Below are 24986 nucleotides of genomic sequence, written 5' to 3'. Positions count from 1 at the left end.
CAATTCAAGATATATACTGAAATTAATAAAGCAACTTTAATATAAATAGTATTTTGGCGCTTTTTATTGCGACTTATTTAAAGGAGAGGTTCACTATGCAGCTGCTCGGACAGCACCATGTCTCGCTGATGACCGGCAAAGCCGAGAACAATTTCGATTTTTTCACACGGGTGCTCGGGATGCGTCTGGTCAAAAAATCGGTCAACCAGGATAACACGACGTCCTATCACCTGTTCTACGGCGACGCCGCAGCCAATCCCGGTACGGAGATTACGTATTTCGATTATCCGGGAATCGGCCCCTCTTACCAGGGGGTATCGAGCATCTCGTCCACTTCGCTTCGCGTGCCCTCGTCCGCATCGCTCGAATTCTGGGCCGCCCGTTTCGACTCGCTCGGCATTGCCCACGGGGAAATCGGCAGCCGGGCAAACCGCGCCGTTCTTCCTTTTGAAGATTTCGAAGGAACCCGCCTGATTCTTGTCGCGGACGACGGCGAAACCGGCGTAGCTCCGGGGCAGCCCTGGCATGCGGAAGGGATCCCGCTGGAACACGCGATCGTCGGCTTGGGGCCCGTTACACTGACGGTCGCCGATCCCAAACCTACCGCCCTGGTCCTGACTCAATTGATGGGTTTCCGCAAAGTCGGTACCTATCCGTCTCCCGCAGGCGACTTTGCGGATCTTGAAGTATTTGCGACCGGCGAAGGAGGTTCGGGGGCGGAAGTGCATCTGGAAGCCCGTCCGGACCTGCCGAAATTCCGGTTGGGTCGCGGAGGCGCCCACCATGTCGCGTTCCGGATCCCGAACGAAGACGAATATGCCAAATGGATCGATCGGATCGCGGCGAGCGGTCTGCCCAATTCCGGCCGGGTCGATCGCGACTATTTCCGCGCTTTGTATTTCCGCGAACCGAACGGGATCCTGTTCGAGCTTTCGACCGATACCCCGGGATTCGATATCGACGAACCGCTGGAATCGCTGGGCGAAAAGCTCGGTCTGCCTTCTTTCCTCGAACCCCGCCGCGCCGAAATCGAAGCGAAGCTTCGGCCGCTCGAACTTTGACGCTTCCGCTTTTACGCGTAAACCGCGATGCAAGACGCTTTTCCTTAACCGGAAAAGCGTTTCTTTGCGTCCCGTACGGCACAAAACATTCCCCCCGCCCGTAACGGCGCACACTGTCCGCAAACAAACCAAAAAACCGCGGATCCGCGGCGCTCCGCCTTGGTTCTCCTCACCTTGAGAAGCAAAGACGGCTGCTCCGCGTTTTCTGCGGTCTTTGGATTGGGATCGGCCTATTTCTCGGTCAGTCGGTCAGTTTGCCCGTGTAGACAAACGCCGCCGGTCCGGTCATGTAGACGTGATTGTCGGATTCGTTCCATTCGATGAACAGATCGCCGCCCTTGAGCGAGACGGTCGCTTCGCGTCCGCTGAGTCCGTTCAGAACGGAAGAAACGAGCGTCGCGCAGGCGCCGGTTCCGCAGGCCAGGGTAGGTCCCGCTCCGCGTTCCCAAACGCGCATATCGATCTGCTCCCGACTGTTTACGGTCGCAAATTCGACGTTCACTTTCTTGGGGAACAGCGGATGCTTTTCCAGGACCGGTCCCCATTTGGCGAGGTCGAAGTTGACCGCGTCGTCCACATAGATGACGCAGTGCGGATTGCCCATCGATACGGCAGTAAAGCGGAAGTTCTCGCCCAGCGCTTCGATCGGTTGGTCGACGACCGGTTCGCCGTCCACCGCGACCGGAATCTTGGCGCCTTCGAGAATCGGGGCTCCCATATCGACGCGCACGGTCTGTGCAGCGCCGTTCTCCGCCTGGATAGTCAGCGGCTGTACACCCGCGCCGATCGTTTCGATCGTCAGGCTCTCGCCTGCGGCGAGCTTGTGGTCGTAGACGTATTTGGCGACGCAGCGAATCGCGTTCCCGCACTGCTCGGCTTCCGATCCGTCCGAGTTCATGATGCGCATCATGAAGTCCGCTTTTTCCGAAGGCAGAATATAGACGAGACCGTCCGCTCCCACGCCGAAGAAACGGTCGCATACTTTAACAGCCTGCTCCGCCGCGTCTGCCGGAAGTTCCTTTTCCCCGTATACGATCACAAAGTCGTTGCCCAGTCCGTGCATTTTGGTAAATTCCATTACGTATTTCCACTCCTTATCGGTTTCGAGACCGGCGCTCTCGTCCGTTTCGCCCGCTGCGAAAAGTTGACGAAAGTGCCGGCTTCGCTCAATATAGATCTTGCCGCGCCCATTTGCGAAAGCTACATTAACTAAGATACCCGAACCCCCGCGCGATTGCTATTGATTTTATGCGTGAAACTTTGTATTTTTCCGCGCGGCGCACCGCTTCTACAATTGGATGTTACAGAAAGAAGGTCGTTATAGATGGCATTGGATGGAATCGTTACACGCGCAATCGCCGCCGAGCTGGCTTCGCTTCAAGGAGCCCGTATCAGCAAAGTACATCAACCTTCGGGCAGCGATATCATTTTTCAGATCCGTTCCCGCGAAGGCAACAAGAAACTGCTGCTGTCCGCCAGCCTGACTTATCCGCGGATTCAATTCACCGAACAATCGTACATGAATCCGCCCGAAGCGCCGATGTTCTGCATGCTGCTGCGCAAACACTGCGAAGGCGGTTTGATCGAAAAAATCGAACAGGTCGGCATGGAGCGTATTCTCCACTTCTGGATCCGGCAGCGGGACGAAGTGGGCGACGTATCGCTCAAAAAGCTTGTCGTCGAGCTGATGGGCCGTCACAGCAATATCATTCTGCTTGACGCCGCGACGGAGACTATCCTGGACGGCATTCACCATGTCACCCCGGCGATCAGCAGCTATCGTATTGTAATGCCGGGCATCCAGTATCAGGAACCTCCGCAGCAGAACAAGCTCAATCCGCTGGAGACCGCCGAAGAAACGTTCAAGCAAAAATGGAACGGGAATATCGCGGATACGCCCGTGAACCGGCTCGTCGAGACCTATACCGGCCTCAGTCCGCTGATCGCCCAGGAAGTGATGAACCGGGCGAGTCACGCTGCGGGTGAAACCGCTTCGGCAGGCGAGCCGGACGTGTCCGCGATCTGGAAGGCGTTCGACGAACTGATGACCGGCGTGCGCGAAGGACGCTTCGCTCCGTGCACCGGACTCAACGCGCGCGGCAAACTGGTCTTCTCCGCCGTTCCGCTCACCTTGATCGAAGAAGAACGCCGCACGTTCGATTCGATCAGCCTCTGCATGGAGCATTATTACGGAGACAAAGCCGACCGCGACACGGTCAAGCAAAAAGTCGGCGACCTGATCAAATTCCTGCAGAACGAACGCGGCAAAAATGTCAAAAAGCTTGATCATCTGGATAAAGATCTGGAAGAAGCGCAGGACGCCGAGCAGTACCGGATCAAAGGCGAACTGCTCTTCGCGTCGCTGCATCTGCTGAAAAAAGGCATGAAAGAGATTGAACTGGCCAATTTCTACGACGAGGAGCAGCGCGAGATCAAGATTACGCTTGATCCGCTCAGCGGACCTTCGGACAATGCCCAGCGTTATTTCAAAAAGTACAACAAATACAAAAACAGTCTGGCCGTCATCGACGAACAGATCAAAAAAACGCACGAAGAAATCGCCTATATGGACAATCTGCTGCAGCAGCTAAACGACGCTTCGCTGCGCGACGTCGACGAGATCCGGGCGGAACTTGCGGAACAGGGTTATGTGCGCAGCCGCGTTCCGCGCGGCGCCAAAAAGAAAAAGAAAAACGACAAGCCGACCCTGCATCTGTACACGTCCTCGGAAGGCATCGAGATTTACGTCGGCAAAAACAATCTGCAAAACGAGTTCATCACGAACCGTCTGGCGCATTCCAGCGACACCTGGCTGCATACCAAAGACATTCCGGGTTCGCACGTCCTGATCCGCAGCGCGGAATACGGCGAAGCCACGTTGAACGAAGCCGCGCAGCTCGCCGCTTTCTTCAGCCAGGCCAAGCATTCCAGCAGCGTGCCGGTAGACACGACGCAGATCCGCCACGTACGCAAACCGAGCGGCTCCAAGCCCGGTTTCGTAATTTACGATCACCAGAAAACGCTGTTTGTCACACCCGACGAAGATCTGGTCAAGGCTCTGCCAAACACGGTAAAAAACGCCTGAAACGGACTTGACCCGGCGGCTTGAACCTTCCCTTCCGCACGCTTCAAAAAAGGCCGGATTCCGCATCGCGGAATCCGGCCTTTTTTCATTTTCCCCGATTGCCCATAGATAAATCTGCGCAGACCGGCGGTCAAACCCGCCGGATACGGTCCCGTCCGAAGACGCTGACAAGCCCGCCGGCTTCAGCTTTCCGGAGCAAACCGGGCGGAGCGAAGAGCCAGAACCGACTCTTCTGCTACCGTATAGGCCCCGAGCTCCCCGTGAAAGACTTTCCCCTGACGGACGCCGTGATAATCCGATCCCGCCGTGATCCGCAGACCGTATTCCCGAGCCAGCTTCCGATAGCGCTCCTCGGCTTCCGGGCCGTGATCGGGATGCCGAACCTCGATTCCCGCAGGCTGCGCTTCCCGCAGTACCTCGCGGACCAGCCCGTCATCGCCGTAAAGACCCGGATGGGCCAATACCGGCACACCGCCCGCTTCCCGAATCCACCGCGCCGCATCCGAAGGCGTGATCCGCGGCGGCGAGACGTAAGCGGCCGCGCCTTCGGCCAGGTACTTGTCGAACGCGTCGCGCAGGTCGACGGCATATCCTTTTCGAACGAGCACGTCCGCCATATGCGGACGGCCCACGCTCTCGCCCGGCTTCAGCGGGCGGTCGCCGCGTTCCCGAACTTCCTCGAGCGTAATCTCGGCGCCCAGCTCCCGCAGCCGCTTCAGGATCAAGTCGTTGCGCCGGTCGCGCACGCCGCGGAGTTCCGCCAGGCGTTCTCCGAACTTCGGGTCCGCAGGATCAAAATAGTAGCCCAGCATATGAATATCCTTGCCGCCGGCCCGCGTGCTGATTTCCACACCCGGAATAAAATCCAGTCCCGCGATCAAAGCCGCTTCCGCCGCCTCGGCGATCCCCGCCGTCGTATCGTGATCCGTCAGAGCCAGCCCCGCCAGCCCGCGCTCGGCGGCAAGCCTCACGAGCTCGGTCGGCGTACCCATTCCGTCCGAAGAGGTGCTGTGCATATGCAAATCGTACAACCTTGCATTTTTGTCAGGGTTCGTCATGGATACACTCTCCTTTCACGGCCGCTTCTCCAAACTGGTGCTTCCGCAGAAAATCCAAAAAAGCCACGGCGGCTATAGGCAGCAGCGTCGACTTCAAGCGAACCGAATAGAAGCGGCGCTTGAAGGACGCATCTTCGACCGAAACCGCATGCAGCAGACCGAGTGCAAGCTCATGCTTGACCGAAGAAGGAGACAGCATGGTGATCCCCAAACCCGCTTCCACCGCGGATTTTACGGCTCCCGTACTGCCGAGCTCCATGACCGTCCGCAAACTGCGCGGGTCGATGCCTTTCGCCCGCCATTCGTCTTCCATCACCTGTCGGGTGCCCGAGCCTTCTTCGCGCAGAACAAAAGGATACGCCGAAGCTTCGGCGAGCGTTACCGCCGTCCTTGAAGCAAGCGGGTGGCCGGCCGGTACGATCAGGCGAAGTTCGTCGTGCATAACCGACTCGCTGATGATGTCGGGATGTACGACAGGCGCTTCGACAAGACCGAAATTCAGCGTATGCCGAGCAATTTCATCCAAAATTTGCGTGGTATTCATGACTTTCAGCGAAATGGCGATATCCGGATGCTGACGGCCGAACGGAACAAGCAGCGGAGGCAGTACATATTCGCCAATCGTATTGCTTGCTCCCAACTGCAGCCTGCCTTCGAGTTTGTGCGTGAAGCGGGCCATCTCCGTTTCCGTTTCGCGCATCAGCTCGATGCTGCGCCTCGCGAAAGGCAGCAGGATCCGGCCGGATTCGGTCAACTCGATTTTTTTGGTCGAACGGTTCAGCAGTTTCGTGCCGAAGTATTCTTCAAGCGTTTGCATCTGCATCGTGACAGCAGGCTGGGTCATATGCATGGCCGCAGCCGCCGCGGAAAAACTGCCTTTTTCCGCCACGCTGTGAAAAATATGAAGCTGGTGAAAGTTAAGCGCCATCGTTATCCTCCTCGCAAAAAAAGCGTGAAAATGAAATTTCCACGCCAGTCTTTCGTATTCGGTTGTTCGGCTTCGGTCGACTGCCGATTCCGGCATCTCTGTGTTACTTTCTTTTGCGGCCATTCTTCATCAGGGTCATTCTCCGGGAATGCCGAAGCCACGAATAATACGACTTCAAATCGCGCAGCTCGATGGTTTCCGACATTTTCCCAAGAAACGTGACAATGATCATCTTGTGCAGCGGACCGCCTTCGACCGGATAAGGCCCGGCCAATTCGCCGAATTCCGCTACGACGACAAGGTCGTCATCGATCAGATACACATCTTCTTCTTTGCGGTAATACGAAACGATCCGTTTGGTCTGCAGACATTCCCACAACCAGGCGGCTATCTCCTCCGCACTTTTCTCTCCGCTTTCGATCCGATCATCGTAACGGCTTTTGGCATGATTCGTAATGACGATGTCTGCCACCTTTTTGTCGCCGAGAGCGATAAAAAAAGGTTCGTAAGTGCTCCATCGTTCCGTCGCCTTATCCCGCACCGTTTATCACTCTCCAGAGACTCGACTTGGTCTGTTTCGACACATAGGCACCCTCGAACAAGTTCGCTCCGCGGCGGATTCGAACTTCTGCGCACATCTCTTCTCCGCGAGCTGCCGGCAGTAGATCGTATTGCAGCTTGTTCATAGGTCTTTATGTCTATGTATATATACCCGGTATATTACATCATGCCTCTAATTTATACAAGACATTCAAGAAAAGCTAATTTTCCGTCAAAAAGGTACAGAAGAAGCGGCCCGGTTCGGGCCGCTTCTTCCATGGGCGTCGGCCGGTATCAGCTCGACAAGGCTTCGGAATCCGGAAGCTCCAGCGGAGCTTCTTCCGGAAACTTGCTGCCGTAATCCGTTTTGAGATCCGTTCGATGCGATCTTTCGATCTTACGAACATAAGAGAGCCTGCGCATATGCTTGGCCGTCTCTTCCGCCCGATCGGCATTGAGGTAGACGACGGCATAATGCATGCGGCGCGATACGTAATGAAGCGTACCGTATTTCTCCAAATTCCGCGCCGCTTTCAGGTCGTTGACCCATACAATATAACCTATACGTTCAGGAACCATGATGCTCGCACCTTCTTTCTGTAATAACCCGCGGGCATCTTAGCCGCAGCCGCATGAGCCGCCGCTTCCGCAGCCTGATTTCGGCAGGGGATCGTTCCCCGGTACCTTGATACTCGAAGAAACCGAATAGGCGATCGTCTCCGACATTTCAAAGAGCAGATCGTCGAGGGCTTTCTCCGCCGACCTGAAACGCGATACCGCTTCGATTCGTTCCATTTCCCGCTCGACAAGTTCGACTTCTTCCTTTGCCGCATGGTAATTCGGATGAAAATGTCCGAAGCGCTGCGTTTCTTCAAACAGCTCTTTTTTGGCGTCCAGTTTGCCGATCAAACGCCGCACTTCCGGATGCTCCTGCATCCGTTCGCGCCAATATAAGTAATCCGCAACTTCGACAGAACCGTTGATCATATCTCCCAATTCGTAGGCGCTCATCAGCACCTGGGCCATGTCGACTGTTTCAATCTCCGATACGCTCATTGTGTCATCCCGCTTCTGTCTTGAAACTCTACCCATCCCACCCGGGATGGGCAGGTACCGTTATCATAGCATAACCCTGTTCAGGATGTAAGCCTTTAACAGAAGAGGAGGAGATAGAAAGCCCCTCGTGTAAGGTCCGCGGAATCCCCCGGTTCATACCCCGTTTTCAAGGGCGGATTCCGCCATGGCGATCAGCAGCGCGGCGGAAGCTTTCATGGCCGACTCGTCGAAATCGAATCTAGGATGATGATGCGGATAGACGAACCCTTTTTCGGAATTACCCGCTCCCACGAGCATGAAGCAGCCCGGACGTTCCTCAAGGTAATACGCGAAATCTTCGGCAGGCATCAGCGGGACCGCTTTTTCGACCGCAAAACCCGGCAGGGCAGCCGGTGCGACCCGGAAAAACCGCTCCGCTTCGGAAGCATGGTTGACGAGAGCCGGGTACCCGACAAGATAGTCGACCTCGGCCGACGCGCCGTAAGCTTCGGCAATCTGCAGGCTCATCTCTTCGATCCGTCTGCGGATCAGCGCACGGGTCCCTTCGTCGAAAGTCCGGACCGTCCCCGTAATGCGGGTCTTCTCGGCTACGACGTTCTGCGCGAACCCTCCGTTAATCGTTCCGATACTGAGCACCGCCGGCCGCAGCGGGTCCACCGAGCGGCTGACTACCGTTTGGAGCTGCATGACGAGCGCCGAAGCGGCGACGATACTGTCCACCGTTTCGTGCGGCATCCCGCCGTGTCCTCCGCGCCCCGTAATATCGATAAAAAATTCGTCCGTCGAAGCCATCATCGGTCCGGCGGCCGAAGCGACCGTACCGATAGGCAGCGGCGTCCACAAGTGTACCCCGTATACCGCATCGACTCCTTCGAGCGCCCCGTGTTCGATCATCGGCCGGGCCCCGCCCGGGCACACTTCTTCGGAGGCCTGGAACAGCAGCCGCACTTCTCCGCGCAGAGTCGGTCGGCGTTCGGCAAAATACCGGGCAACCGCGAGCAGAGCGGCCGTGTGTCCGTCGTGTCCGCAGGCATGCATGATCCCGTCGCGCCGCGAGACATACTCCGCACGGCTTTCTTCCCGGATCGGCAGGGCATCCATATCGGCGCGAAGCGCGATTGTTCGGCCCGGCAGGGAGCCCCGCACCGTTCCGATCAATCCGTGGCCGCCGATATTCCGACGGACTTCGATTCCGAAGCTTTCCAATTTATCCGCCACAAAAGCGGCCGTTTCTTTTTCTCCATAGGACAATTCCGGATTGCGATGCAGATGTCTGCGCCATTCCACCATCTCCGCAAATCCGCGTTCCACTGTTTCGTTCATCGTTTCAGGTCCTTTCGGTTTGGCTTCGCAACTGTCTGTAAGTCCGGACTAATGCTTGCTTGAAGCGCCTTTCCGTCATTGTAGCAAAAAACAAAAGCGCCGCCCACCGTTATGGCAGGTCTTGCACCCACCTTTCAAAGCGACTATGATGAAAGATGAAGTTTTAGCGTCTTTGTACAAGCCAGAAGTCGTCTTATCGGATATTCCGGTCATTTATACCCATAAACGGCGCTTCCGCAGCGTCCGCCGAAGGATTGAACTTACATGAGCACTATACGGACAGACCGAACAAACCAGACGGGCAAAGCGGGCTCCACAACGAAAACCAGGCCGCCCAAAGCGCCGCCCGATTTCCAACTGCTGATTTTGACGCTGATTCTGACGGGCTTCGGCCTGCTGATGGTATTCAGCGCGAGCTCAAGCTTTACCTTGTTGAGCAGCAAATTCAGAAACGATCCGTTTTACTTTGCGCTTCCGCAGTTTCAATACGCGCTGCTCGGTATCGTGGTTATGTTGGTTACGATGAATATTCCCTACAAACGTTTCAAAAAGCTGTTTGTTCCCATGTTTCTGCTGACGTTCGCCCTGCTGCTCCTCGTTTTGTTCATGCCCGCCGTTAACGGAGCGCACAGCTGGATCGAATTGGGGCCGATCTCGGTCCAACCGACGGAATTGGCGAAGATCAGTACCATTCTGTATCTGGCCGCGCTGATCTCCAAAAAAGGCGAGCGTTTCCGCGATCTGCGTTCAGGCTTCATGCCGGTTATCGTGATCGTCTCGGTAATTGCCGGCTTGGTCATGCTTCAGCCCGATCTCGGTTCCTGCGTGATTCTGGTATCGGCCTGCTTCCTCGTCATCTATGCGGGCGGGGCCAGTATCAAGCATATTCTGGGATCGGTTATGATTCTGGGTCTGATTCTTGCCTTGTTCCTCGGCGGCAAGGAACTGCTGACCCAGAAGACCGCGGACGAAGCGGAAGCCACTTCCAACTATCAGGTCGGCCGGATTCAGGCTTATCTGGATCCGTTTGCGGATCCGCAGGGTTCGACCCAGAATCTGCTCAACTCGCTGATCGCGATCGGTGAAGGCGGAGCAACTGGCGCGGGGTACGGACAAAGTATTCAAAAGCTTTCCTACCTGTCCAATCCGCACAACGATTTTATCTTCGCCATTATCGGCGAAGAATTCGGTTTTATCGGCACGGCCGTATTCCTGCTGCTGTACCTGTACTTCCTGTGGAGAGGCCTGCTGGTCTCGCTGCGCTGCACGGATATTTTCGGTACATTGACGGGCGTCGGCATTGTCGGGCTGATCGGGATTCAGGCGTTCATCAATATCGGCGGCGTCACCAATACGATTCCGCTGACCGGCGTCACTCTTCCGTTTATCAGCCACGGCGGCACCTCCCTGCTGATTACGCTTTTCAGTATGGGGATTCTGCTCAGCATCTCCCGCGATTCGCGAAAAGCCGCGCCGGCCGTCAAAGAACAGACGACCGAGACGGTAAGCGCGTCCGAACGCCGCCCGGCCCTGTACCGTTCCCGTTAACACGCGGATACGGCACTTTGGAATGGCAGCAAAAAAAGGTTCTCCCGGATGGATCCGGGGGAACCTTTTTTTTGCGTGCGGCGCATCTGACTGGCAGGGTACGCCGCATCGCGCTTTTAGCGGATACGCGACGGCTCTTCGATCGAAATGTCGTCCTTGAAAGCAACGCCTTCGACTTTGACATTGACTTCGATCACTTTCAGACCGGTCATATTCTCCACCGCTTCGCGAACATTTTGCTGCAGCATGCGGCAGACCTCATGAATCGGCGTCTCGTACAGGACAATAATGCGCAGGTCGATCGCCGTCTCCAGCTGGCCGACTTCGACGGTCACGCCTTTTTGCACGTTTTTCCCGCTCAGACGCTTGGCCCAGCCTTCCGACAAACCGCCGGACATCGCAGCGATCCCCGGTGTCTCGAGCGCGGACATTCCCGCAATTTTGGCTACGACATCGTTGGCGATTCGTACATTTCCATTGTCCAACTGCATTTGTTCGGACATGACCATCCCTCCTTACTTCATAGTTCTAGTTTAAAGGCTAACCCCCTTGCAGTGCAAATGCCGATTTTGACATTTTTCGCTCCGAACTCTGCAAATTGTTTCATCAGGTAGGGAAATGGCGTATATTTGGAATGGACTTGTTATCTTCATGTTTACATAACGAGAAAAACCGAATCGGTTACGGAGGTCTGAGATTATGAAAAAAATGCTTTCCCCCATTCTGCTGATTGTTACTTTCGCGCTGAGCGCGGCGGGCCATCTGCTGCATTGGAATTCGACACTTGAATTCGCGCTGTCGGCTATTTCGGTCATCTTTGTTGCCGGATTCCTCGGGCGCGCCACGGAGAGCGTCGCGCATTATGCCGGACAGCGCCTGGGCGGTTTCCTGAACGCCACTTTCGGCAACGCGGCCGAGCTGATCATCGCGATCCTGCTCGTCAAAGAAGGGCTGTTCGATATGGTCAAAGCCAGTTTGACCGGCTCGATCATCGGCAACCTGCTGCTGGTTCTCGGTTTAAGCTTGTTCGCCGGCGGCCTGAAATTCAAAGTGCAGCGCTTTAACGTGCCCCTGGCCGGCATGAACGGCTCGCTGATGATCGTAGCGGTCATTGCCTTGTTCGTACCCGCCGTCTTCTTGAACACCCATTCGATCGAAGGACTGCAGATCAACACGCTGAGCCTGATCGTAGCCGGCATTCTGATCGTGGCTTACCTGTTCTGGCTGGTGTTCTCGATGATCACCCACAAGAACTACCTGTCCGATCCTTCGGAATCGCCTGCAGCTGCCGCGGCTTTGACAGGCAGCGGCCTTCCGGCCGGCAGCGCCCATCAAGGCGTCCCCGCGTCCGATACGCATGCTCATGACGAACATGCGCCGGCCTGGTCCAAAAAGCGTTCGATCGCCTACCTGGTCATCGCAACCGTTATGGTCGCGTTTGTCAGCGAATGGCTGGTCGGTACGCTTGAGACGTTCACGACCCAATTCGGACTCAGCGAGCTGTTTGTCGGCGCGTTCGTCGTAGCGATCGTCGGCAACGCGGCCGAGCACAGTGCGGCCATCATGCTGGCCATGAAAAACAAAATCGGCGCCTCTGTCGAGATCGCGGTCGGAAGCAGCCTGCAGATTTCCCTGTTCGTCGCTCCGGTCCTGATCTTCATCAGTTTCTTTATGGGCGGCCTGAGCGGAAGCATGAATATCGTCTTCTCCACGATCGAGATCGTAGCGATCGCCGTATCGGTATTCGTGGCCAAATCCATCATCCAGGACGGCGAAACGAACTGGTACGAAGGCCTGCTGCTTCTTGCGGTATATATCATTTTGGGCGTCTCTTTCTTCATGGTCCATTAAAAAAAGCGAAACGACAAAAAAAGCGCGTTCGGAGCGAAAACTCCGTACGCGCTTTTGTTATGTCGAAGCCCGGAAGAAACGGACGTACCGTTACTCTTTGTTGTTCAAGGCTTCGTAGAGAACCGCCAAATTGCGCTCAAGCTTGCTCACAATCTGTTTGCCTTCCGACTCGCCTACGAGACCTGCCCGGATCGCAAAATCGACTTGTCTGGAGAAACCGTACATTTGCGTATCCAGCACTTCCTCATAGAGAGGACAGTAGCGGGTCGCCAGATTCTCCATCTGTACTTCAATCAATTTCTCGATTTTATCTGCATCTTCTTGAAGAAGATTGGCTGCCTTGATTTGAAACTGTTCCTGCACATCAGATGAAGTCATATTTTCTCCCCCCTATGCCCGAAAGTGTGGCCGGCGTTTCTACTCTAATATTAGTCGAATTTAAAAGGTAATACAAGAACCGGCTAACAAAATGTAAACGTCTACGAGCAAAAGCACCGTCCCTTCGGAAAGGGCGGTGCTTGGCCTTACAGATTCCGTCGCTTATTCCGGTGCGATTACGACGTTGAGACCGTGCTTCTCGAAAACTTCGATCATTCCGGCTTTGGCTTCTTCGGCGTCCGGGCCGATGACATGAAGTTCATACTGTTGGTTGCTTACGAGTGTCGTAAACAGACCCAGGATGCTCTTGACGTCGATGTACTTGTTCTCCGCCTGCAGGACGATCGAAGAAGAAAAGCGGGATGCGGTTTGTGCGATTTCGACAACCGCTGCGTTGTTTTTAGCCATTAGTATCCCTCCGTCTAAATCTGAATGAATAACCGGTACTCACATGTTCCATGATAACTTGTATCCGCTTTCTTATCAACCGTTTTCCACGCTTTTGAAACTTACTTTAAATTTTCAGGATTAAGACATTCCAGTTCCGGCACAACGAAGATCCCGTCTTTGCGGATCAAACGGCCGTCGAAATAAATTTCGCCGCCGCCGTATTCCGGACGCTGGATAAGCACCAGATCCCAGTGAATGGAAGAACGGTTGCCGTTGTCGGCGATTTCGTAAGCTTGTCCCGGGGTGAAATGCAGGCTGCCGGCGATTTTCTCGTCGAACAGCGTGTCTTTCATCGGGGTCAGAATATACGGGTTGAACCCGATTGCGAATTCGCCGATATGCCGCGCGCCTTCGTCCGAATCCAGAATCTTGTTCAGCTTGTCCGTGTCGCTGGCCGTCGCTTCGACGATCCGGCCCTGCTCGAACCGGAAAGTGACATTCTCGAACGTAATGCCGTTGTAGACACTGGCCGCATTGTAGGCGATTGTTCCGTTAACGGAATCGCGCACCGGCGCCGTGTACACTTCGCCGTCCGGAATATTGGCGGTGCCCGAACACTTGATAGCCGGAATGTTCTCGATCGAGAACGACAGGTCGGTACCCGGTCCGACGATCCGCACCCGGGAAGTGTCGTTCATGAGCTTCTGCAGGGAATCCTGCGCACGGTCCATCTTGGCGTAATCGAGATTGCACACGTCGAAGTAGAAATCTTCGAACGCCTGCGTGCTCATATTGGCCAGCTGCGCCATGCTCGAACTCGGATAACGGAGCACGACCCACTTCGTACGCTTGACGCGCTGCTCGCTGTGCACCGGATGGTTGTAGAGCGCATTGTACATCTTCATCTTCTCTTCCGGAACGTCAGCAAGTTCATTGACGTTCTCGCCCGAACGGATGCCGATATAGCCCTGCATCTGCTTCATCCGGTTCAAGTCCGCTTCCGCCCACGTCCGGACCATCTCTTCGGTAGCGTTCATCAGCAGGGTGCGCTGCACTCTTTTGTCCGTCAGTTGCACAAAAGGATTCCCGCCCAAAGCGCTGATTTCTTCCACGACCGCCTGAAGCAGATCGCGTTCGGGGCCGATCATTTCGACCAGGATGTTCTCGCCCGGCTGGACATTGACGGAATAACCCGCCAGCGTCTTCGCCAATTTCTGTACTCTTGGATCACGCATGCTGTCAGTTCCTCCCGCGGTAAGGGGTCGGCAGATACCGAAAACCCGCTTAAAATGAACGACGGTCTACAGACAAAGCCGCCGATAACCTTACCATTGTAGCACTTCCCCCGCTTGAAGTCATCGGATGACGCTTTTCCGGCATGCAAAAAAGCCCCGAACGGCCTCGGCCGCACGGAGCTTCCCCAAATTCCGCGTTCAATCGCCGGCAGCGGCCCGAATCCGGTTGCGGCCGCTGTTCTTGGCTTGGTAAAGAGCCATATCCGCGCGATAAAAAAGCGATTCGACGCTGATCGTCATATCTTCCTGCGCCCATTCGGCGACCCCGCAGGATACCGTAACCGCCGGATGGGTTTCTTCTTCGACGAAACTGCGAATCCGCTCGGCAACGATCAGAGCTTCCTCAAGCGCCGTTTCCGGGAAATACACGGCAAGTTCTTCGCCGCCCCAACGGGCGGAGACGTCCGTCTCGCGGATCGACCGCACAATCATTCCGCTCACCTGCTGCAAAATGGAGTCTCCGATCTGGTGACCGTACGTATCGTTGACCTGCTTGAAGCGGTCGATATCGATGACAAGCAGCGAGCCTTTGGAGCCCCGGAGCTGATGCGCATGGATACGCTCGTCGAGATAGCGTCTCACATACAGTCCCGTCAGCGTATCGCGGTTGGCCATGCGTTCAAGTTCCGCATGCAGCGTCGCATTGCTCACGGCCAGTCCGATATGCGTCGAGAGCATCTGCAGCAGCTTGAAGTTCTCGTAAGAAAAGTAATGGTGCTCGCGCTGGGCGAGCAGTACCGCGCCCATCGCTTTGCCGTTCGAGATCAGCGGAGCCGCGATCATGGAACGGGCTTCGGCAAGTTCCATGAAGCGGGACGGTATCGAAGACTCCAGATAATCCGATACGATCAGCGGTTCCTGCGTACGCAGAACGGTTCCCGCGAATCCGTAGTCCCGGCTGAACGAAGAGCCTTGAAGTTCGGGAAGGCTGCAGGCCATCACATCGAAGCGCTGCTGCAGCGGATTGTCTTTGACAATGCAGCAGTAGTCCGCACTGAAAATGCCCACCAGTTCCTGGATGGCAAAAGCAAAAACTTCGCTGAGCTGCAGATTCTGGTTCAGACGCTTGGTCAGCTCGTTGATCAGCAGAAGTTCGCGGATCAGCAGATTCGACTGCTCGTATAATTTGGCATTCTCAAAAGCTTTGCCGGCCGTATCCGCGATCATGCCGAGCAGGCGCGTGTCGAGACGGTCCGGCGGCAGATCCAGCGTAAAGTGGAAAACGCCGTAGATGCCCTGATGTCCCGCCAAGGGAAGCGCCGCTTCGATCCGCTCCGGATACTCCGGCGACGGAACAAGCTCGACTTCCACGCTTCCTTTCATGAAAGCCGTCATGCTGATATCCTGTTTACGCTGGTCCAGCATGAAAGACTGAAGCTGCGGATTCGAGCTTTGGTAGTCCTGCGTCATCAGCAGTTGACAGCGGGCCGACGGATACAGGACCAGCACGATGCGCAGCAGTTCCTCCAGTACGCCGTCCACGTTGAATTTGTCGTACAGTCTTCGGACCATGCGAAACAGCGCCGAATCCCCATTCAATGCCGAGGTTCCGGCCTGCCGGGTGTACAGCGTATCGTAAACGAAGGAATACTCCAGCCTCTGGTAAAAGCAGGTCCGGAAATGCGCGGCGGCCATCTCTACCAACCGCAGCATGCCGTCGGCTTCCTCTTCGGGAACCACGCAGCCCAAAGCGGCGAAAACTTCGCCCCCGCTCCGGGTAAAGACCGGTACGGCAAAAGCCGTCCGCCTGCGCATGTATTCGCCTTCGTGGCGCACGGCCGGCACATATACCGGCTCCCGGGTCGCCAGAGACATCCAGCCGGCATGTACGGGCTGATCTTTCAAATGGCCGATCAGCTCCGGATCGCCGGAAGCGGCTTCTCCTTCGTGGCTGAACAAAAACCATTCCGCTTTCGACACGGACGCGGCATTTTGCTCCCGCCAGTCGGCGAAGCTTTCTTTCAGCAAAGGTTCTATATAAGGGAAATCGGCCGTGCCGATATCCACGGACTGAATCCAGAAGGACTGATCGCCGCGGGATACGACGGGAAACAGCGCCTGGCCGATTTCGTCGCGCCGAATTTCCTCCACCCGGTTCTTCCCTGCGTGCTCGGACATAACTTCTCTCCTTTGCCGAAAACAATGCCTGTCGCTGCCGTATTGCAAAGCCCGGGTTTCGCAAAATGGAAGCTGTGCAAAAGCCGGGCTTGTATGCGTATTCCTTATACCTTTTTCTTATATTACTCTTTTTGCACCACTTTTGCACCTTATTTTTCGGTATTTCTCCTTTTCATTGGGTCTTTCGGCTCAATCGGTTTTCGCGTTTAAAATTTAAGTTTTTCATTTCCTTTTTTAGGCTTGACGAACAAGGGTTTATCCTATAAAATTTAGTGATGTATGAACGCCGGATACTTACGTATCTGGGTGTAACGGTGCGTCACCCTCACGCGTTTTGTTGCTATCGGGACAGCGGCTGAACTCTCCCGATATGAGTACGTTGATTCGTTTCCTCTCTATATAGAGAAGAGCGTCTCCGGCCTGCGTACGCGAAACAAAATACGGCGCACACGGTTCCCCGGCCATTACACATGACAAAGGAGTTTTTCCAATATGGCACGTTATACAGGCCCTAAATTCAAACTCAGCCGCCGCCTCGGTATTTCCCTGAGCGGTAACGGCAAAGATCTCAAGCGCAACTTCCCTCCGGGTCAGCATGGCGCTAACCAACGCAGAAAACAAAGCAACTACGGCATGCAGCTCCAGGAAAAGCAAAAGCTGCGCCACATGTACGGTCTGGGCGAGAAGCAGTTCCGCACACTGTTTGCAAAAGCACAAAAAATGCAAGGTATCGCCGGCGAGAACTTCATGTTCCTGCTGGAAAGCCGCCTGGACAACCTGGTGTACCGTATGGGCTTCGCCAACTCCCGCGCAGGCGCGCGTCAGCTGGTCGCTCACGGTCACGTAACGGTTAACGGCAAAAAAGTCGACATCGCTTCTTACGCAGTAAGCCTTGGCGACGTAATCGGCCTTCGTGAGAAAAGCCGCGGCATGGCTTCCATCAAGGAAGCTCTGGAAAACCGTGCACACGTTGTCGGTTACATCGAGTACAACGACACGGCGATGGAAGCCAAGTACCTCCGTCTGCCTGAGCGCGGCGAACTTTCGCAAGAAATCGATGAAAAGCAAATCGTCGAATTCTACAACCGTTAATTCGGGAAGCCTCATCGAAATACCCGCAAGCTTTGCAGCTTGCGGGTATTTTTTTATGGATAACCTGCCCGCCCCTCTGTTTTTCCCGGCTTGGAGTCTTTGCCTCCTCCTTCAGCCCCCCTCCCCATTCCTTATGCTGTTTTTCTTGATTTTGTGCTATAATAAGCCCTGTTCAAAGGAGGAAGATACGCCAATGGCAGATGAGAAAAAAAAGCCCGAAACGAACCCTTCCGTCAAAAAAAGATCGCCGCTTCGCAAAATGCTGACCTTCTTTAAGTGGGTCGTCATTTTGGGTTTTGCAGCCGTTCTTTTTGGGGGAGGCGCAGCAGCGGGGTATGTGACCTCCATCCTCAAGGATGAGCCTGTTCGCTCTAGAGCTTCGATTGAACAGGCAATCGACCAGAATTCGATTACGGGCTTTGCTTATTTCAGGGATAATTCCCCGATCGGCCAGCTTCGTACCGATGAAGACCGCAGACCTGTCGTATACGACCAGATTCCGCGGACCGTCATCGATGCACTGGTATCGATCGAAGACAAGAGTTTCTACGAACACCCGGGTATCGATACAAAAGGCACCCTCCGGGCCGTCAAGCAAAAAGTGCTGAACGAACCTGTGCAAACGGGCGGCAGCACATTGACCCAGCAGTTGGCGCGCCGCGTGTTTTTGAGCCTGGACAAAACAAACGACCGCAAGATCAAGGAAATCCTCCTGTCTCTGCGGATGGAACGCTTCCTCTCCAAGGAAGAAATCATGACCGCTTATCTGAACAAGATGCCGTTCGGCAAAGGTGCCGCCGGCTACAATCTGTTCGGGGTCAAAGCGGCGGCCAAAGGTATTTTCGGTATCAGCGATCCTGCGCAGCTGAATTTGGCCCAAGCCGCCTATCTGTCGGGGCTTCCCCAGCTTCCGACCACGTATTCCGCTTTTGACAGCCAAGGGGAATTCAACAAAAAAGGCTTCGACAACGCCGTCAGCCGCCAGCATCGGGTATTGTCCAATATGCGGGCAGACGGCAAAATCACACAGGCCGAGTATGACGAAGCGCTCGAATTCGACCTGCAAAGTTCGCTGGCCGGCAAAATGCCGAAAGCTTACGCCACCTATCCGTATCTGATGGCAGAGGTCGAACGCGAAGCGACCAAAATCGTCATGACCCTGCAGAACCCGGGCGGAGACGCCGCTTCGGGCGAGAACGGTTCCTCTTACGAAGCGGCCAATCAGCTGCTGCTGACCGGAGGCTACCGCGTCTACACCACCATCGACAAAGACATTTACAAAACGATGCGCGCCGTCGCGGAGAATCCGGCAAACTTCGGTCCTGCGGATCCCGGCGGGCTTCCGCAGCAGTTGGCCGCAAGTCTGATCGACCAGAAGACGGGCGCCGTACTCGGCATGATCGAAGGCCGCAGTTTCGGCACGCTGGAGATGAACCTTTCCACGCAGATGGAACGGCAGCCGGGTTCGACCATGAAGCCCATCGCAGCCTACCTGCCTGCGCTCGACGCCGGACTTATCCAGCCGGCCGGCGTGATCGACGACGCGCCGATCATTCTGCCTTCGGGTTCGTCCTATCACATTCCGAAAAATGCCAACGGCCGCTATCAGGGTTTGGTGACGGCGCGTTATGCACTCAACCAGTCGCTCAATATTCCGGCACTTAAGCTCTTCAACGAGAAAGTCGGCGTCAAAAACGCTTGGGCGTTCTCCAAAAAGCTGGGCATTACCACGATCACCGACGACGATTACAAAAATACGACGGGCGTTCTCGGCGGCATGCGCCAAGGGGTTACCGTTCAGGAACTCGCGGGTGCCTACGGTTCGATCGGCAACGGCGGCGAGTTCAACGAAACGTATACGATCGAGAAGATTGTCGATTCCAAAGGCAATATCGTGTACAAGCACCAGGTCAATCCGAGCCGGGTCTTCTCCGAGCAGACCGCCTATCTCATGACCGACATGCTGAAGACGGTAGTCAGCGAAGGAACGGGCAACGCACAGGTAAGCGGCATCCCGGGTCTGTTCAAGCAGTACGGCAATATCTCGATTGCCGGCAAGACCGGATCCACGCAAAATTACGGCGACGTTTGGTTTATGGGCTATACGCCGGACCTGACGCTCGGCGTATGGGCCGGCTACAACGAACCGGTCAACACGATGAACGATGACAAAGGACGTGCCCGCTTCCTGTGGGCAACGATCATGAATGAAGTGACCGCACTCAAACCCGAGTTGTTCCCGACCAAGACGTTTGCGGAACCGAAAGGCATCGTGACGAAGACCGTCTCGGGCTTCAGCGGCAAGCTGCCAACCGAATTAACGGTGCAATCGGGCAAGCTGGTCACGGACATTTTCAATGAAAAATATGTACCGACCGATTATGACGATGGCCTCGTGAACGCGAAATATATCGTTTATAACGGAGTCAATTACGTGCCTCACCCGGAAACTCCGGACGATATGGTGCTGAAGAAAGTCACCGTCAACCGGGAGAAGCCGATCAACCAGTTGATTCTCGAACTCAAAAACGCATTGTCCAAAATGAACGACGGCCAGCCGCTCGAGTACTACATTCCTGCGGATGCGGGCGTCGACATGCCGAAGGAAGTCGATCCACGGACGGACGATGGCAGTGCGCCTTCCGCTCCGGTCAATGTGTGGATGGATAATTCGGGCAGCGCGATCGCCTTTACGGGCAATCCGGAGAACGATGTTGTCGGTTATCGCCTGTACAGCTCTTGGGACGGCGGAAACTCGTTCCAATATGCCGGAACGGTTCAGACCGGGAACTTCCTGCAGTTCCAGATTTCCCCGAGTTCCGCCACCCACTACGTGACGGCTGTCGACGTAGCCGGCAAAGAATCGGCGCCTAGCCGAAGCGTAGGCGCGGCTTCATCACCGCAGCCTCCTTCCGAACCGACGGCGGCGCCGGAAGCGGAACCAACCGTACCGGAAGAAGGCGTAACGGTCGAAGGTATTGTGGTTCCAAACGATGCTATCGAACAGCCGGCCGTCGAGCCTCCGGAAGAAACGAAACCGGAAGAAGAACAGCAGCTTGGCGAAATGGGCGAAGGCACCAAGCCCGAAACCGAGCAGCCGGAAGAAGAGCAGCCGGAAGAAGAGCAGCCGGAAGTCCCTGCCGAGACCGTGACTCCGCCGCCTGCGGAAGAAGAACCTCCTCCGCCTGCTGCGGTTACGGCGCCGGCCGAACCGCAGCAGCTTCAGGGTATGGCTTCGGCAAGCGGCGTTCAGCTCACGTGGAAGCCGACCGAAGGCGCCACCTCCTATACCGTCTACTACAGTGCGGCAGCGGATGGCCCTTACAGTGCGATCGGCAGTACGGGCTCCGCTTCATTCAGTTATTCGGCCCAGGCTCCGTTCAAGGCCTGGTTTAGAGTCTCGGCTTCCAACGAAGCCGGGGAATCCCCTCCATCCAAGACGCTGCATATGGATAGTCCGTAACAGCTTCGCTTCAACGGATCGGAAGGCGGGAAGAACATCTCCCATCTTCCGATCTCACAAGCGGTTGTATACGAAAAGCCCGCGATTACCGATACTTCGGTAATCGCGGGCTTTTTATTTCGGTTGGGCAACCGCCTGGGCGGCGCATCCAACGTTCCCGTCAACTCCTATTACAGAGCCGTCCAATGTTCGACCATTCCGGCTACGACGGCAAAAGACCGGGCTGAGGCTTCTTTGGTAAATTCGGCAAAGCTGCCTGGCGCTTCTCCGTTCGCTTTGTCGGACATGGAGCGGATGATAACATGCGGTACTCCGTTCATCCGGCAGACCTGGGCTGCCGCCGCTCCTTCCATTTCCGTACACAGTCCTTCGAAGTCGCGCCGCAGTCTCGCAACTTCAAGGCGGTCGGCCACAAAGCGATCTCCCGACAAAATGCGTCCTATACGAAAATCAATCTTCTCCGCTAGGCACGACTGCTCGGCCAAGGCAATCAGACGCTGATCCGCAGGAAACACGGATTCTTCTTGAAAAGGAATTACGCCCGGAGCAAAACCGAGCGGCAACGCATCCATATCATGCTGCAGACTTTCGGAGGCAAGAACCAGATCGCCGATCGAAAGATCCGGATGCAGCGCTCCGGCTACACCGGTAAATACCAAAGCCCGAACGCCAAATTCGCTGATCAGAACCTGCGCAGCCGCAGCGGCGTTGACCTTGCCGACGCCGCATCGGCAGATCACCACATCCTGTCCGCGGAACAAGCCTTCGGTAAACGTAATGCCCGCAGCTTTGCGGCTGCGGGCATGTTCCGTCTCGCCAAGCAGAAGCTCGACTTCTTCATCCATCGCGCCCATCAGGGCAATCGGATTTTTCATCGGATTACACTCTGGTTCAGTCGTTCAGACGAGCGACGGACAACCGGAGAATCGTTTCGTGCGGCAGAATAACCTGTGAATTTTCGACGTTCTCTTTTTTCATCAGCTTGGTCAGCAGACGCATCGCCACTGCACCGATATCGTACATCGGTTGAGCAACAGTCGTCAGCTGCGGACGTACCATGGAAGCCATACGGATATTGTCCACACTGATAATCGAGAAATCGTCCGGCACTTTATAGCCTTCGTCCTGTACGCTGTGGATGGCTCCGATCGCCATTTCATCCGTTGCGGCGAAGATCGCGCTCGGCTTGCGTTTGAGGCCGAGGAAATACTTCATCGCTTCCACACCGGACTCATACCGATAATTACCGATGCGGACCAGATCTTCCTGATACTCGATTCCCGCCGTTTCAAGCGCTCGCTTGTAACCTTGGAAACGCGAGTAACCGTTTGCCGGATCCTGCAGCGTACCGCTGATCATCGCGATCTCGCGGTGACCGTGACGGACCAGGGTGCTGACCGCATCGAAAGCAGCTGCTTCATGATCGATATCGACGGCCGGAATCGTACCGTTTTCATCTTTGGTTGCGCAAAGAACGATCGGCACGGATGCCGTCTGGAACGCCTGGACGTGATCTTCGGTAATCGTGCCGCCCATGAACAGCAGACCGTCGACCTGTTTCTCCAGCAGGGTATTGATGACGCGGATTTCTTTGTCTTTTTTCTTATCGGCGTTGCACAAAATAATATTGTAATGATACATATTGGCGATGTCTTCGATGCCGCGGGCGATCTCGGCGAAAATCGAGTTCGAAATATCGGGAATCACTACACCGACCGTCGTTGTTTTCTTGCTGGCCAGACCGCGTGCCACAGCGTTCGGACGATAGCCTAGACGCTCAATCGCCTCATATACTTTCTTGCGGGTTTGCGGCTTCACGTTGGGGTTGTTGTTAACGACCCGGGAAACGGTGGCCATCGAAACGCCAGCTTCGCGCGCCACATCATAAATAGTTACCGTCACATCTGTTCTCTCCATTGCCAGTAAATTTTTCAATCATGTTTCAATGAATTACATTCAAGCTTTCATTAGTACCATGATACGATAAATTTGTTGGGTGTGCAATGTTAACGCTTCACTTTTTTCCAAAAAAGGCGCCTGTCTTAAGACAGGGCCTCCCGAAGCGCGGAAGAAGTAATCCGGGAATGCGACGTGTTCCAGACCGCATGTCCGTTTTTGAGCAGGATTGCCTGGGGCGAAGCATGCTCGACACCCAGACGATCGGCCGCTTCGAGCGAAACCGGACGGTCTTCGACAACATGAATCAACGCATAAGCGGCATCCGGATTCGGCGAATCTTCCAAATAACGCTTGGCTTCCAAATAGGCTCTCGAGCTGATCGGGCAGCGGGTACTGTGCTTGAAGATCAGGACCGGCTTTTCACCGGATTCTTGAATAAGGGCTTCCAGCTGTTCGCTGGTTGTAATCTGATTAAAAGTGGCCATAAGTCGTTCCTCCCGTTCTGCGATACATCCAAATAAGCCGATAATGCTGCACACAGATGTTCGCTTTCAGTTTAACAACACGGCAAATCGAAGTCAAAAAGAGCATTTTCGGTACGGTCATACGGAAGAATAACGGACCTGCTGCCCATTGACCAGGACTTTCTCGCTCAACTGGGCAAGCCTTGCTTCAATTTCGTTCATCCAGGAACGATCGCCCACTTCGCAGGCGCAGCGGTACAAATCCAGCAGCGTATTGATGCGGGTGGCACAGTTGAGCCGAATCTCGGCTTTGAACGCTTCTTTGGTGTCCGCTTCGCTGCAGGTGAAAATATGGTACGCAATAGAAGCCAGCTCGTTGAAATCCGTAAAATCGATCCCGTAGGGTTCGCTTTCGAGCGGCAGGCTGTTGAGCAGCGCAGCCAAATCTCCTTTGACCCAGTGCAGTACTTCTTCATGTTCGCATTGCGGGCAGGCCAGAACAGGCACGTTGTCGATGCTGACCTGCTTTTTAAAATCGATGAGCCGAAAATCCAGATCGTATCTTTGTCCGCATTTGCAATGTTCCAGCATCCCAACAATCCCCTCCAATGTTGATAGTCAGAGTCAGCGCGCTTGAACATCCAAAGCCCGCCAGTAGGCACCTTATCCACAAGCAGCAGCACTTCATGCAATAGATTCGCTGTGTCTTGCGCAAATTCCTGCTTCTTTTACAAATTAATTAAGCGCTTTCAAAAAAACGTTTTTGGTTTTTTGCTTTTTTGCGGTACTTCTTTCATCCTGTTACAATAAAAGAGGTGAAACATTCGTATCCCCTACAAACAGAGGAAAGGATCGGTGACTTATGCGTCTTGACGGAAAAAAAGTCATTGCATTGGTAGATGAGGAATTTGAAGATCTTGAGCTGTGGGTTCCCGTCTATCGGGTGCGCGAAGAAGGAGCCGAGGTCCATCTGGCCGGAGCGGAAAAAGGCAAGACTTATATAGGAAAATACGGCGTTCCCGCCGAAGCCGAATATGGATTCGACGAGCTGAGCAGCGCCGACTACGACGGTATTCTCGTACCGGGCGGATGGGCGCCGGACAAGCTGCGCCGCTATCCGAAAGTTCTTCAGTTGGTCCGCGAGATGCACGAAGCCCAAAAGCCGATCGGACAAATCTGTCATGCCGGCTGGGTCTTGATCTCGGCCAAGATTCTGGACGGCGTTACGGTAACTTCCACGCCGGGCATCCGCGACGATATGGAAAACGCCGGCGCTATCTGGAAAGATGAAGCCGTCGTTGTCGACGGCCATATCGTGTCCGCCCGCAGACCGCCCGACCTGCCGCCTTACGGCAAAGCTTTCTGCGACGCGCTGGCGAATTCCAAAGCCGCCCAATAAAAACGTCTCTCACGTTTTATCGGCAGCCCGGAATCACG

The 24986-nt window shown here is 55.1% G+C and carries 23 protein-coding genes; 7 read left to right on the top strand and 16 right to left on the bottom strand.

Features of this window, described 5'->3' with window-relative positions; all coding sequences use genetic code 11:
- Positions 1-95: 95 nt before the first annotated feature.
- Positions 96-1061, top strand: coding sequence for a ring-cleaving dioxygenase (locus HOP44_RS01975; RefSeq protein ID WP_172250075.1), 966 nt, complete (start codon positions 96-98; stop codon positions 1059-1061).
- A 241-nt stretch (positions 1062-1302) separates the two neighbouring features.
- Here HOP44_RS01975 and dapF read toward each other — a convergent pair whose 3' ends face one another.
- Positions 1303-2139 carry a diaminopimelate epimerase gene (dapF, locus tag HOP44_RS01970; protein ID WP_172250073.1) on the bottom strand — a complete coding sequence of 279 codons (837 nt, stop codon included), beginning with the start codon at positions 2137-2139 and terminating at the stop codon, positions 1303-1305.
- A 246-nt stretch (positions 2140-2385) separates the two neighbouring features.
- Here dapF and HOP44_RS01965 point away from each other — a divergent pair, with 246 nt between their 5' ends.
- On the top strand, positions 2386-4146 hold the full coding sequence (locus HOP44_RS01965; protein ID WP_172250071.1) for an Rqc2 family fibronectin-binding protein: 1761 nt from the start codon (positions 2386-2388) through the stop codon (positions 4144-4146).
- Between the two features lie 182 nt (positions 4147-4328).
- Here the strand turns inward: HOP44_RS01965 and HOP44_RS01960 are convergent, their stop codons facing one another.
- From HOP44_RS01960 to HOP44_RS01935, 6 genes are all read right to left on the bottom strand, one after another.
- Positions 4329-5204: a PHP domain-containing protein gene (locus HOP44_RS01960; RefSeq protein ID WP_172250069.1), complete on the bottom strand. Its 876-nt coding sequence runs from the start codon at positions 5202-5204 to the stop codon at positions 4329-4331.
- The gene (locus HOP44_RS01955) at positions 5191-6132 is read right to left on the bottom strand and encodes a selenium metabolism-associated LysR family transcriptional regulator (protein WP_172250067.1); all 942 of its coding nucleotides are present in this window, start codon (positions 6130-6132) and stop codon (positions 5191-5193) included. Before HOP44_RS01955 ends, HOP44_RS01960 begins: the two co-directional genes overlap by 14 nt.
- A 103-nt stretch (positions 6133-6235) precedes the next feature.
- Positions 6236-6673, bottom strand: a complete 438-nt coding sequence (locus tag HOP44_RS01950) for a hypothetical protein (protein WP_172250065.1) — start codon at positions 6671-6673, stop codon at positions 6236-6238.
- Positions 6674-6966: 293 nt separating this feature from the next.
- Positions 6967-7251, bottom strand: coding sequence for a YlbG family protein (locus tag HOP44_RS01945; protein ID WP_172194878.1), 285 nt, complete (start codon positions 7249-7251; stop codon positions 6967-6969).
- 39 nt (positions 7252-7290) lie between these two features.
- A complete protein-coding gene (locus HOP44_RS01940; RefSeq protein ID WP_172250063.1) occupies positions 7291-7728 on the bottom strand; it encodes a YlbF/YmcA family competence regulator in 438 nt (145 codons plus the stop codon).
- Between the two features lie 153 nt (positions 7729-7881).
- On the bottom strand, positions 7882-9051 hold the full coding sequence (locus HOP44_RS01935; protein WP_172250061.1) for a M20 family metallopeptidase: 1170 nt from the start codon (positions 9049-9051) through the stop codon (positions 7882-7884).
- Positions 9052-9315: 264 nt separating this feature from the next.
- Here HOP44_RS01935 and ftsW point away from each other — a divergent pair, with 264 nt between their 5' ends.
- On the top strand, positions 9316-10599 hold the full coding sequence (ftsW, locus tag HOP44_RS01930; RefSeq protein WP_172250059.1) for a putative lipid II flippase FtsW: 1284 nt from the start codon (positions 9316-9318) through the stop codon (positions 10597-10599).
- A 116-nt stretch (positions 10600-10715) separates the two neighbouring features.
- Here the strand turns inward: ftsW and HOP44_RS01925 are convergent, their stop codons facing one another.
- Positions 10716-11102, bottom strand: a complete 387-nt coding sequence (locus tag HOP44_RS01925) for an Asp23/Gls24 family envelope stress response protein (protein ID WP_172194882.1) — start codon at positions 11100-11102, stop codon at positions 10716-10718.
- 196 nt (positions 11103-11298) lie between these two features.
- On the opposite strand from HOP44_RS01925, the gene cax reads away from it, so the two are divergent.
- Complete coding sequence (cax, locus tag HOP44_RS01920; protein WP_172250057.1) at positions 11299-12450, top strand: calcium/proton exchanger; 1152 nt, start codon at positions 11299-11301, stop codon at positions 12448-12450.
- Positions 12451-12540: 90 nt separating this feature from the next.
- On the opposite strand, the gene HOP44_RS01915 is transcribed toward cax, so the two are convergent.
- From HOP44_RS01915 to HOP44_RS01900, 4 genes are all read right to left on the bottom strand, one after another.
- Positions 12541-12828: an Fpa/YlaN family protein gene (locus HOP44_RS01915; protein ID WP_037289645.1), complete on the bottom strand. Its 288-nt coding sequence runs from the start codon at positions 12826-12828 to the stop codon at positions 12541-12543.
- Positions 12829-12990: 162 nt separating this feature from the next.
- Entirely contained in the window at positions 12991-13236 is a 246-nt protein-coding gene (locus HOP44_RS01910) for an HPr family phosphocarrier protein (RefSeq protein WP_172194884.1), read from the bottom strand.
- 101 nt (positions 13237-13337) lie between these two features.
- Positions 13338-14453, bottom strand: a complete 1116-nt coding sequence (locus HOP44_RS01905) for an aminopeptidase (RefSeq protein WP_172250055.1) — start codon at positions 14451-14453, stop codon at positions 13338-13340.
- Positions 14454-14651: 198 nt separating this feature from the next.
- Positions 14652-16631, bottom strand: coding sequence for a sensor domain-containing diguanylate cyclase (locus HOP44_RS01900; protein ID WP_172250053.1), 1980 nt, complete (start codon positions 16629-16631; stop codon positions 14652-14654).
- Positions 16632-17123: 492 nt separating this feature from the next.
- Between HOP44_RS01900 and rpsD the strand changes: the two genes are divergently transcribed.
- Together rpsD and HOP44_RS01890 are read left to right on the top strand one after the other, a co-directional pair.
- Positions 17124-17723 (top strand): 30S ribosomal protein S4, encoded by a 600-nt coding sequence (gene rpsD, locus HOP44_RS01895; protein ID WP_172250051.1) that lies wholly within the window; start codon positions 17124-17126, stop codon positions 17721-17723.
- A gap of 193 nt (positions 17724-17916) precedes the next feature.
- Positions 17917-21186 (top strand): penicillin-binding protein 1A, encoded by a 3270-nt coding sequence (locus tag HOP44_RS01890; protein ID WP_172250049.1) that lies wholly within the window; start codon positions 17917-17919, stop codon positions 21184-21186.
- 170 nt (positions 21187-21356) lie between these two features.
- Here HOP44_RS01890 and HOP44_RS01885 read toward each other — a convergent pair whose 3' ends face one another.
- The 4 genes from HOP44_RS01885 to HOP44_RS01870 form a co-directional block, all read right to left on the bottom strand.
- Positions 21357-22061, bottom strand: a complete 705-nt coding sequence (locus tag HOP44_RS01885) for a 5'-methylthioadenosine/adenosylhomocysteine nucleosidase (RefSeq protein WP_172250047.1) — start codon at positions 22059-22061, stop codon at positions 21357-21359.
- A gap of 16 nt (positions 22062-22077) precedes the next feature.
- Positions 22078-23088 carry a catabolite control protein A gene (ccpA, locus tag HOP44_RS01880; protein ID WP_172194890.1) on the bottom strand — a complete coding sequence of 337 codons (1011 nt, stop codon included), beginning with the start codon at positions 23086-23088 and terminating at the stop codon, positions 22078-22080.
- A 140-nt stretch (positions 23089-23228) separates the two neighbouring features.
- Entirely contained in the window at positions 23229-23570 is a 342-nt protein-coding gene (ytxJ, locus tag HOP44_RS01875) for a bacillithiol system redox-active protein YtxJ (protein WP_172250045.1), read from the bottom strand.
- 117 nt (positions 23571-23687) lie between these two features.
- A complete protein-coding gene (locus HOP44_RS01870; protein WP_172250043.1) occupies positions 23688-24140 on the bottom strand; it encodes a hypothetical protein in 453 nt (150 codons plus the stop codon).
- A gap of 271 nt (positions 24141-24411) precedes the next feature.
- On the opposite strand from HOP44_RS01870, the gene HOP44_RS01865 reads away from it, so the two are divergent.
- Positions 24412-24948 (top strand): type 1 glutamine amidotransferase domain-containing protein, encoded by a 537-nt coding sequence (locus HOP44_RS01865; RefSeq protein WP_172250041.1) that lies wholly within the window; start codon positions 24412-24414, stop codon positions 24946-24948.
- Positions 24949-24986: the final 38 nt, after the last annotated feature.

The sequence above is a fragment of the Saccharibacillus deserti genome (assembly GCF_013618475.1).
GTDB classification, from domain to species: domain Bacteria; phylum Bacillota; class Bacilli; order Paenibacillales; family Paenibacillaceae; genus Saccharibacillus; species Saccharibacillus deserti.
This window is presented reverse-complemented; position numbering and strand designations above follow the sequence as displayed.

Excerpts from the sequence above, each read along its gene's own strand:
- HOP44_RS01975 (WP_172250075.1), top strand. The coding sequence starts at position 96 with ATGCAGCTGCTCGGACAGCACCATGTCTCGCTGATGACCGGCAAAGCC.
- dapF (WP_172250073.1), bottom strand. The coding sequence starts at position 2,139 with ATGGAATTTACCAAAATGCACGGACTGGGCAACGACTTTGTGATCGTA.
- HOP44_RS01965 (WP_172250071.1), top strand. The coding sequence starts at position 2,386 with ATGGCATTGGATGGAATCGTTACACGCGCAATCGCCGCCGAGCTGGCT.
- HOP44_RS01960 (WP_172250069.1), bottom strand. The coding sequence starts at position 5,204 with ATGACGAACCCTGACAAAAATGCAAGGTTGTACGATTTGCATATGCAC.
- HOP44_RS01955 (WP_172250067.1), bottom strand. The coding sequence starts at position 6,132 with ATGGCGCTTAACTTTCACCAGCTTCATATTTTTCACAGCGTGGCGGAA.
- HOP44_RS01945 (WP_172194878.1), bottom strand. The coding sequence starts at position 7,251 with ATGGTTCCTGAACGTATAGGTTATATTGTATGGGTCAACGACCTGAAA.
- HOP44_RS01940 (WP_172250063.1), bottom strand. The coding sequence starts at position 7,728 with ATGAGCGTATCGGAGATTGAAACAGTCGACATGGCCCAGGTGCTGATG.
- HOP44_RS01935 (WP_172250061.1), bottom strand. The coding sequence starts at position 9,051 with ATGAACGAAACAGTGGAACGCGGATTTGCGGAGATGGTGGAATGGCGC.
- ftsW (WP_172250059.1), top strand. The coding sequence starts at position 9,316 with ATGAGCACTATACGGACAGACCGAACAAACCAGACGGGCAAAGCGGGC.
- HOP44_RS01925 (WP_172194882.1), bottom strand. The coding sequence starts at position 11,102 with ATGTCCGAACAAATGCAGTTGGACAATGGAAATGTACGAATCGCCAAC.
- cax (WP_172250057.1), top strand. The coding sequence starts at position 11,299 with ATGAAAAAAATGCTTTCCCCCATTCTGCTGATTGTTACTTTCGCGCTG.
- HOP44_RS01915 (WP_037289645.1), bottom strand. The coding sequence starts at position 12,828 with ATGACTTCATCTGATGTGCAGGAACAGTTTCAAATCAAGGCAGCCAAT.
- HOP44_RS01910 (WP_172194884.1), bottom strand. The coding sequence starts at position 13,236 with ATGGCTAAAAACAACGCAGCGGTTGTCGAAATCGCACAAACCGCATCC.
- HOP44_RS01905 (WP_172250055.1), bottom strand. The coding sequence starts at position 14,453 with ATGCGTGATCCAAGAGTACAGAAATTGGCGAAGACGCTGGCGGGTTAT.
- HOP44_RS01900 (WP_172250053.1), bottom strand. The coding sequence starts at position 16,631 with ATGTCCGAGCACGCAGGGAAGAACCGGGTGGAGGAAATTCGGCGCGAC.
- rpsD (WP_172250051.1), top strand. The coding sequence starts at position 17,124 with ATGGCACGTTATACAGGCCCTAAATTCAAACTCAGCCGCCGCCTCGGT.
- HOP44_RS01890 (WP_172250049.1), top strand. The coding sequence starts at position 17,917 with ATGGCAGATGAGAAAAAAAAGCCCGAAACGAACCCTTCCGTCAAAAAA.
- HOP44_RS01885 (WP_172250047.1), bottom strand. The coding sequence starts at position 22,061 with ATGAAAAATCCGATTGCCCTGATGGGCGCGATGGATGAAGAAGTCGAG.
- ytxJ (WP_172250045.1), bottom strand. The coding sequence starts at position 23,570 with ATGGCCACTTTTAATCAGATTACAACCAGCGAACAGCTGGAAGCCCTT.
- HOP44_RS01870 (WP_172250043.1), bottom strand. The coding sequence starts at position 24,140 with ATGCTGGAACATTGCAAATGCGGACAAAGATACGATCTGGATTTTCGG.
- HOP44_RS01865 (WP_172250041.1), top strand. The coding sequence starts at position 24,412 with ATGCGTCTTGACGGAAAAAAAGTCATTGCATTGGTAGATGAGGAATTT.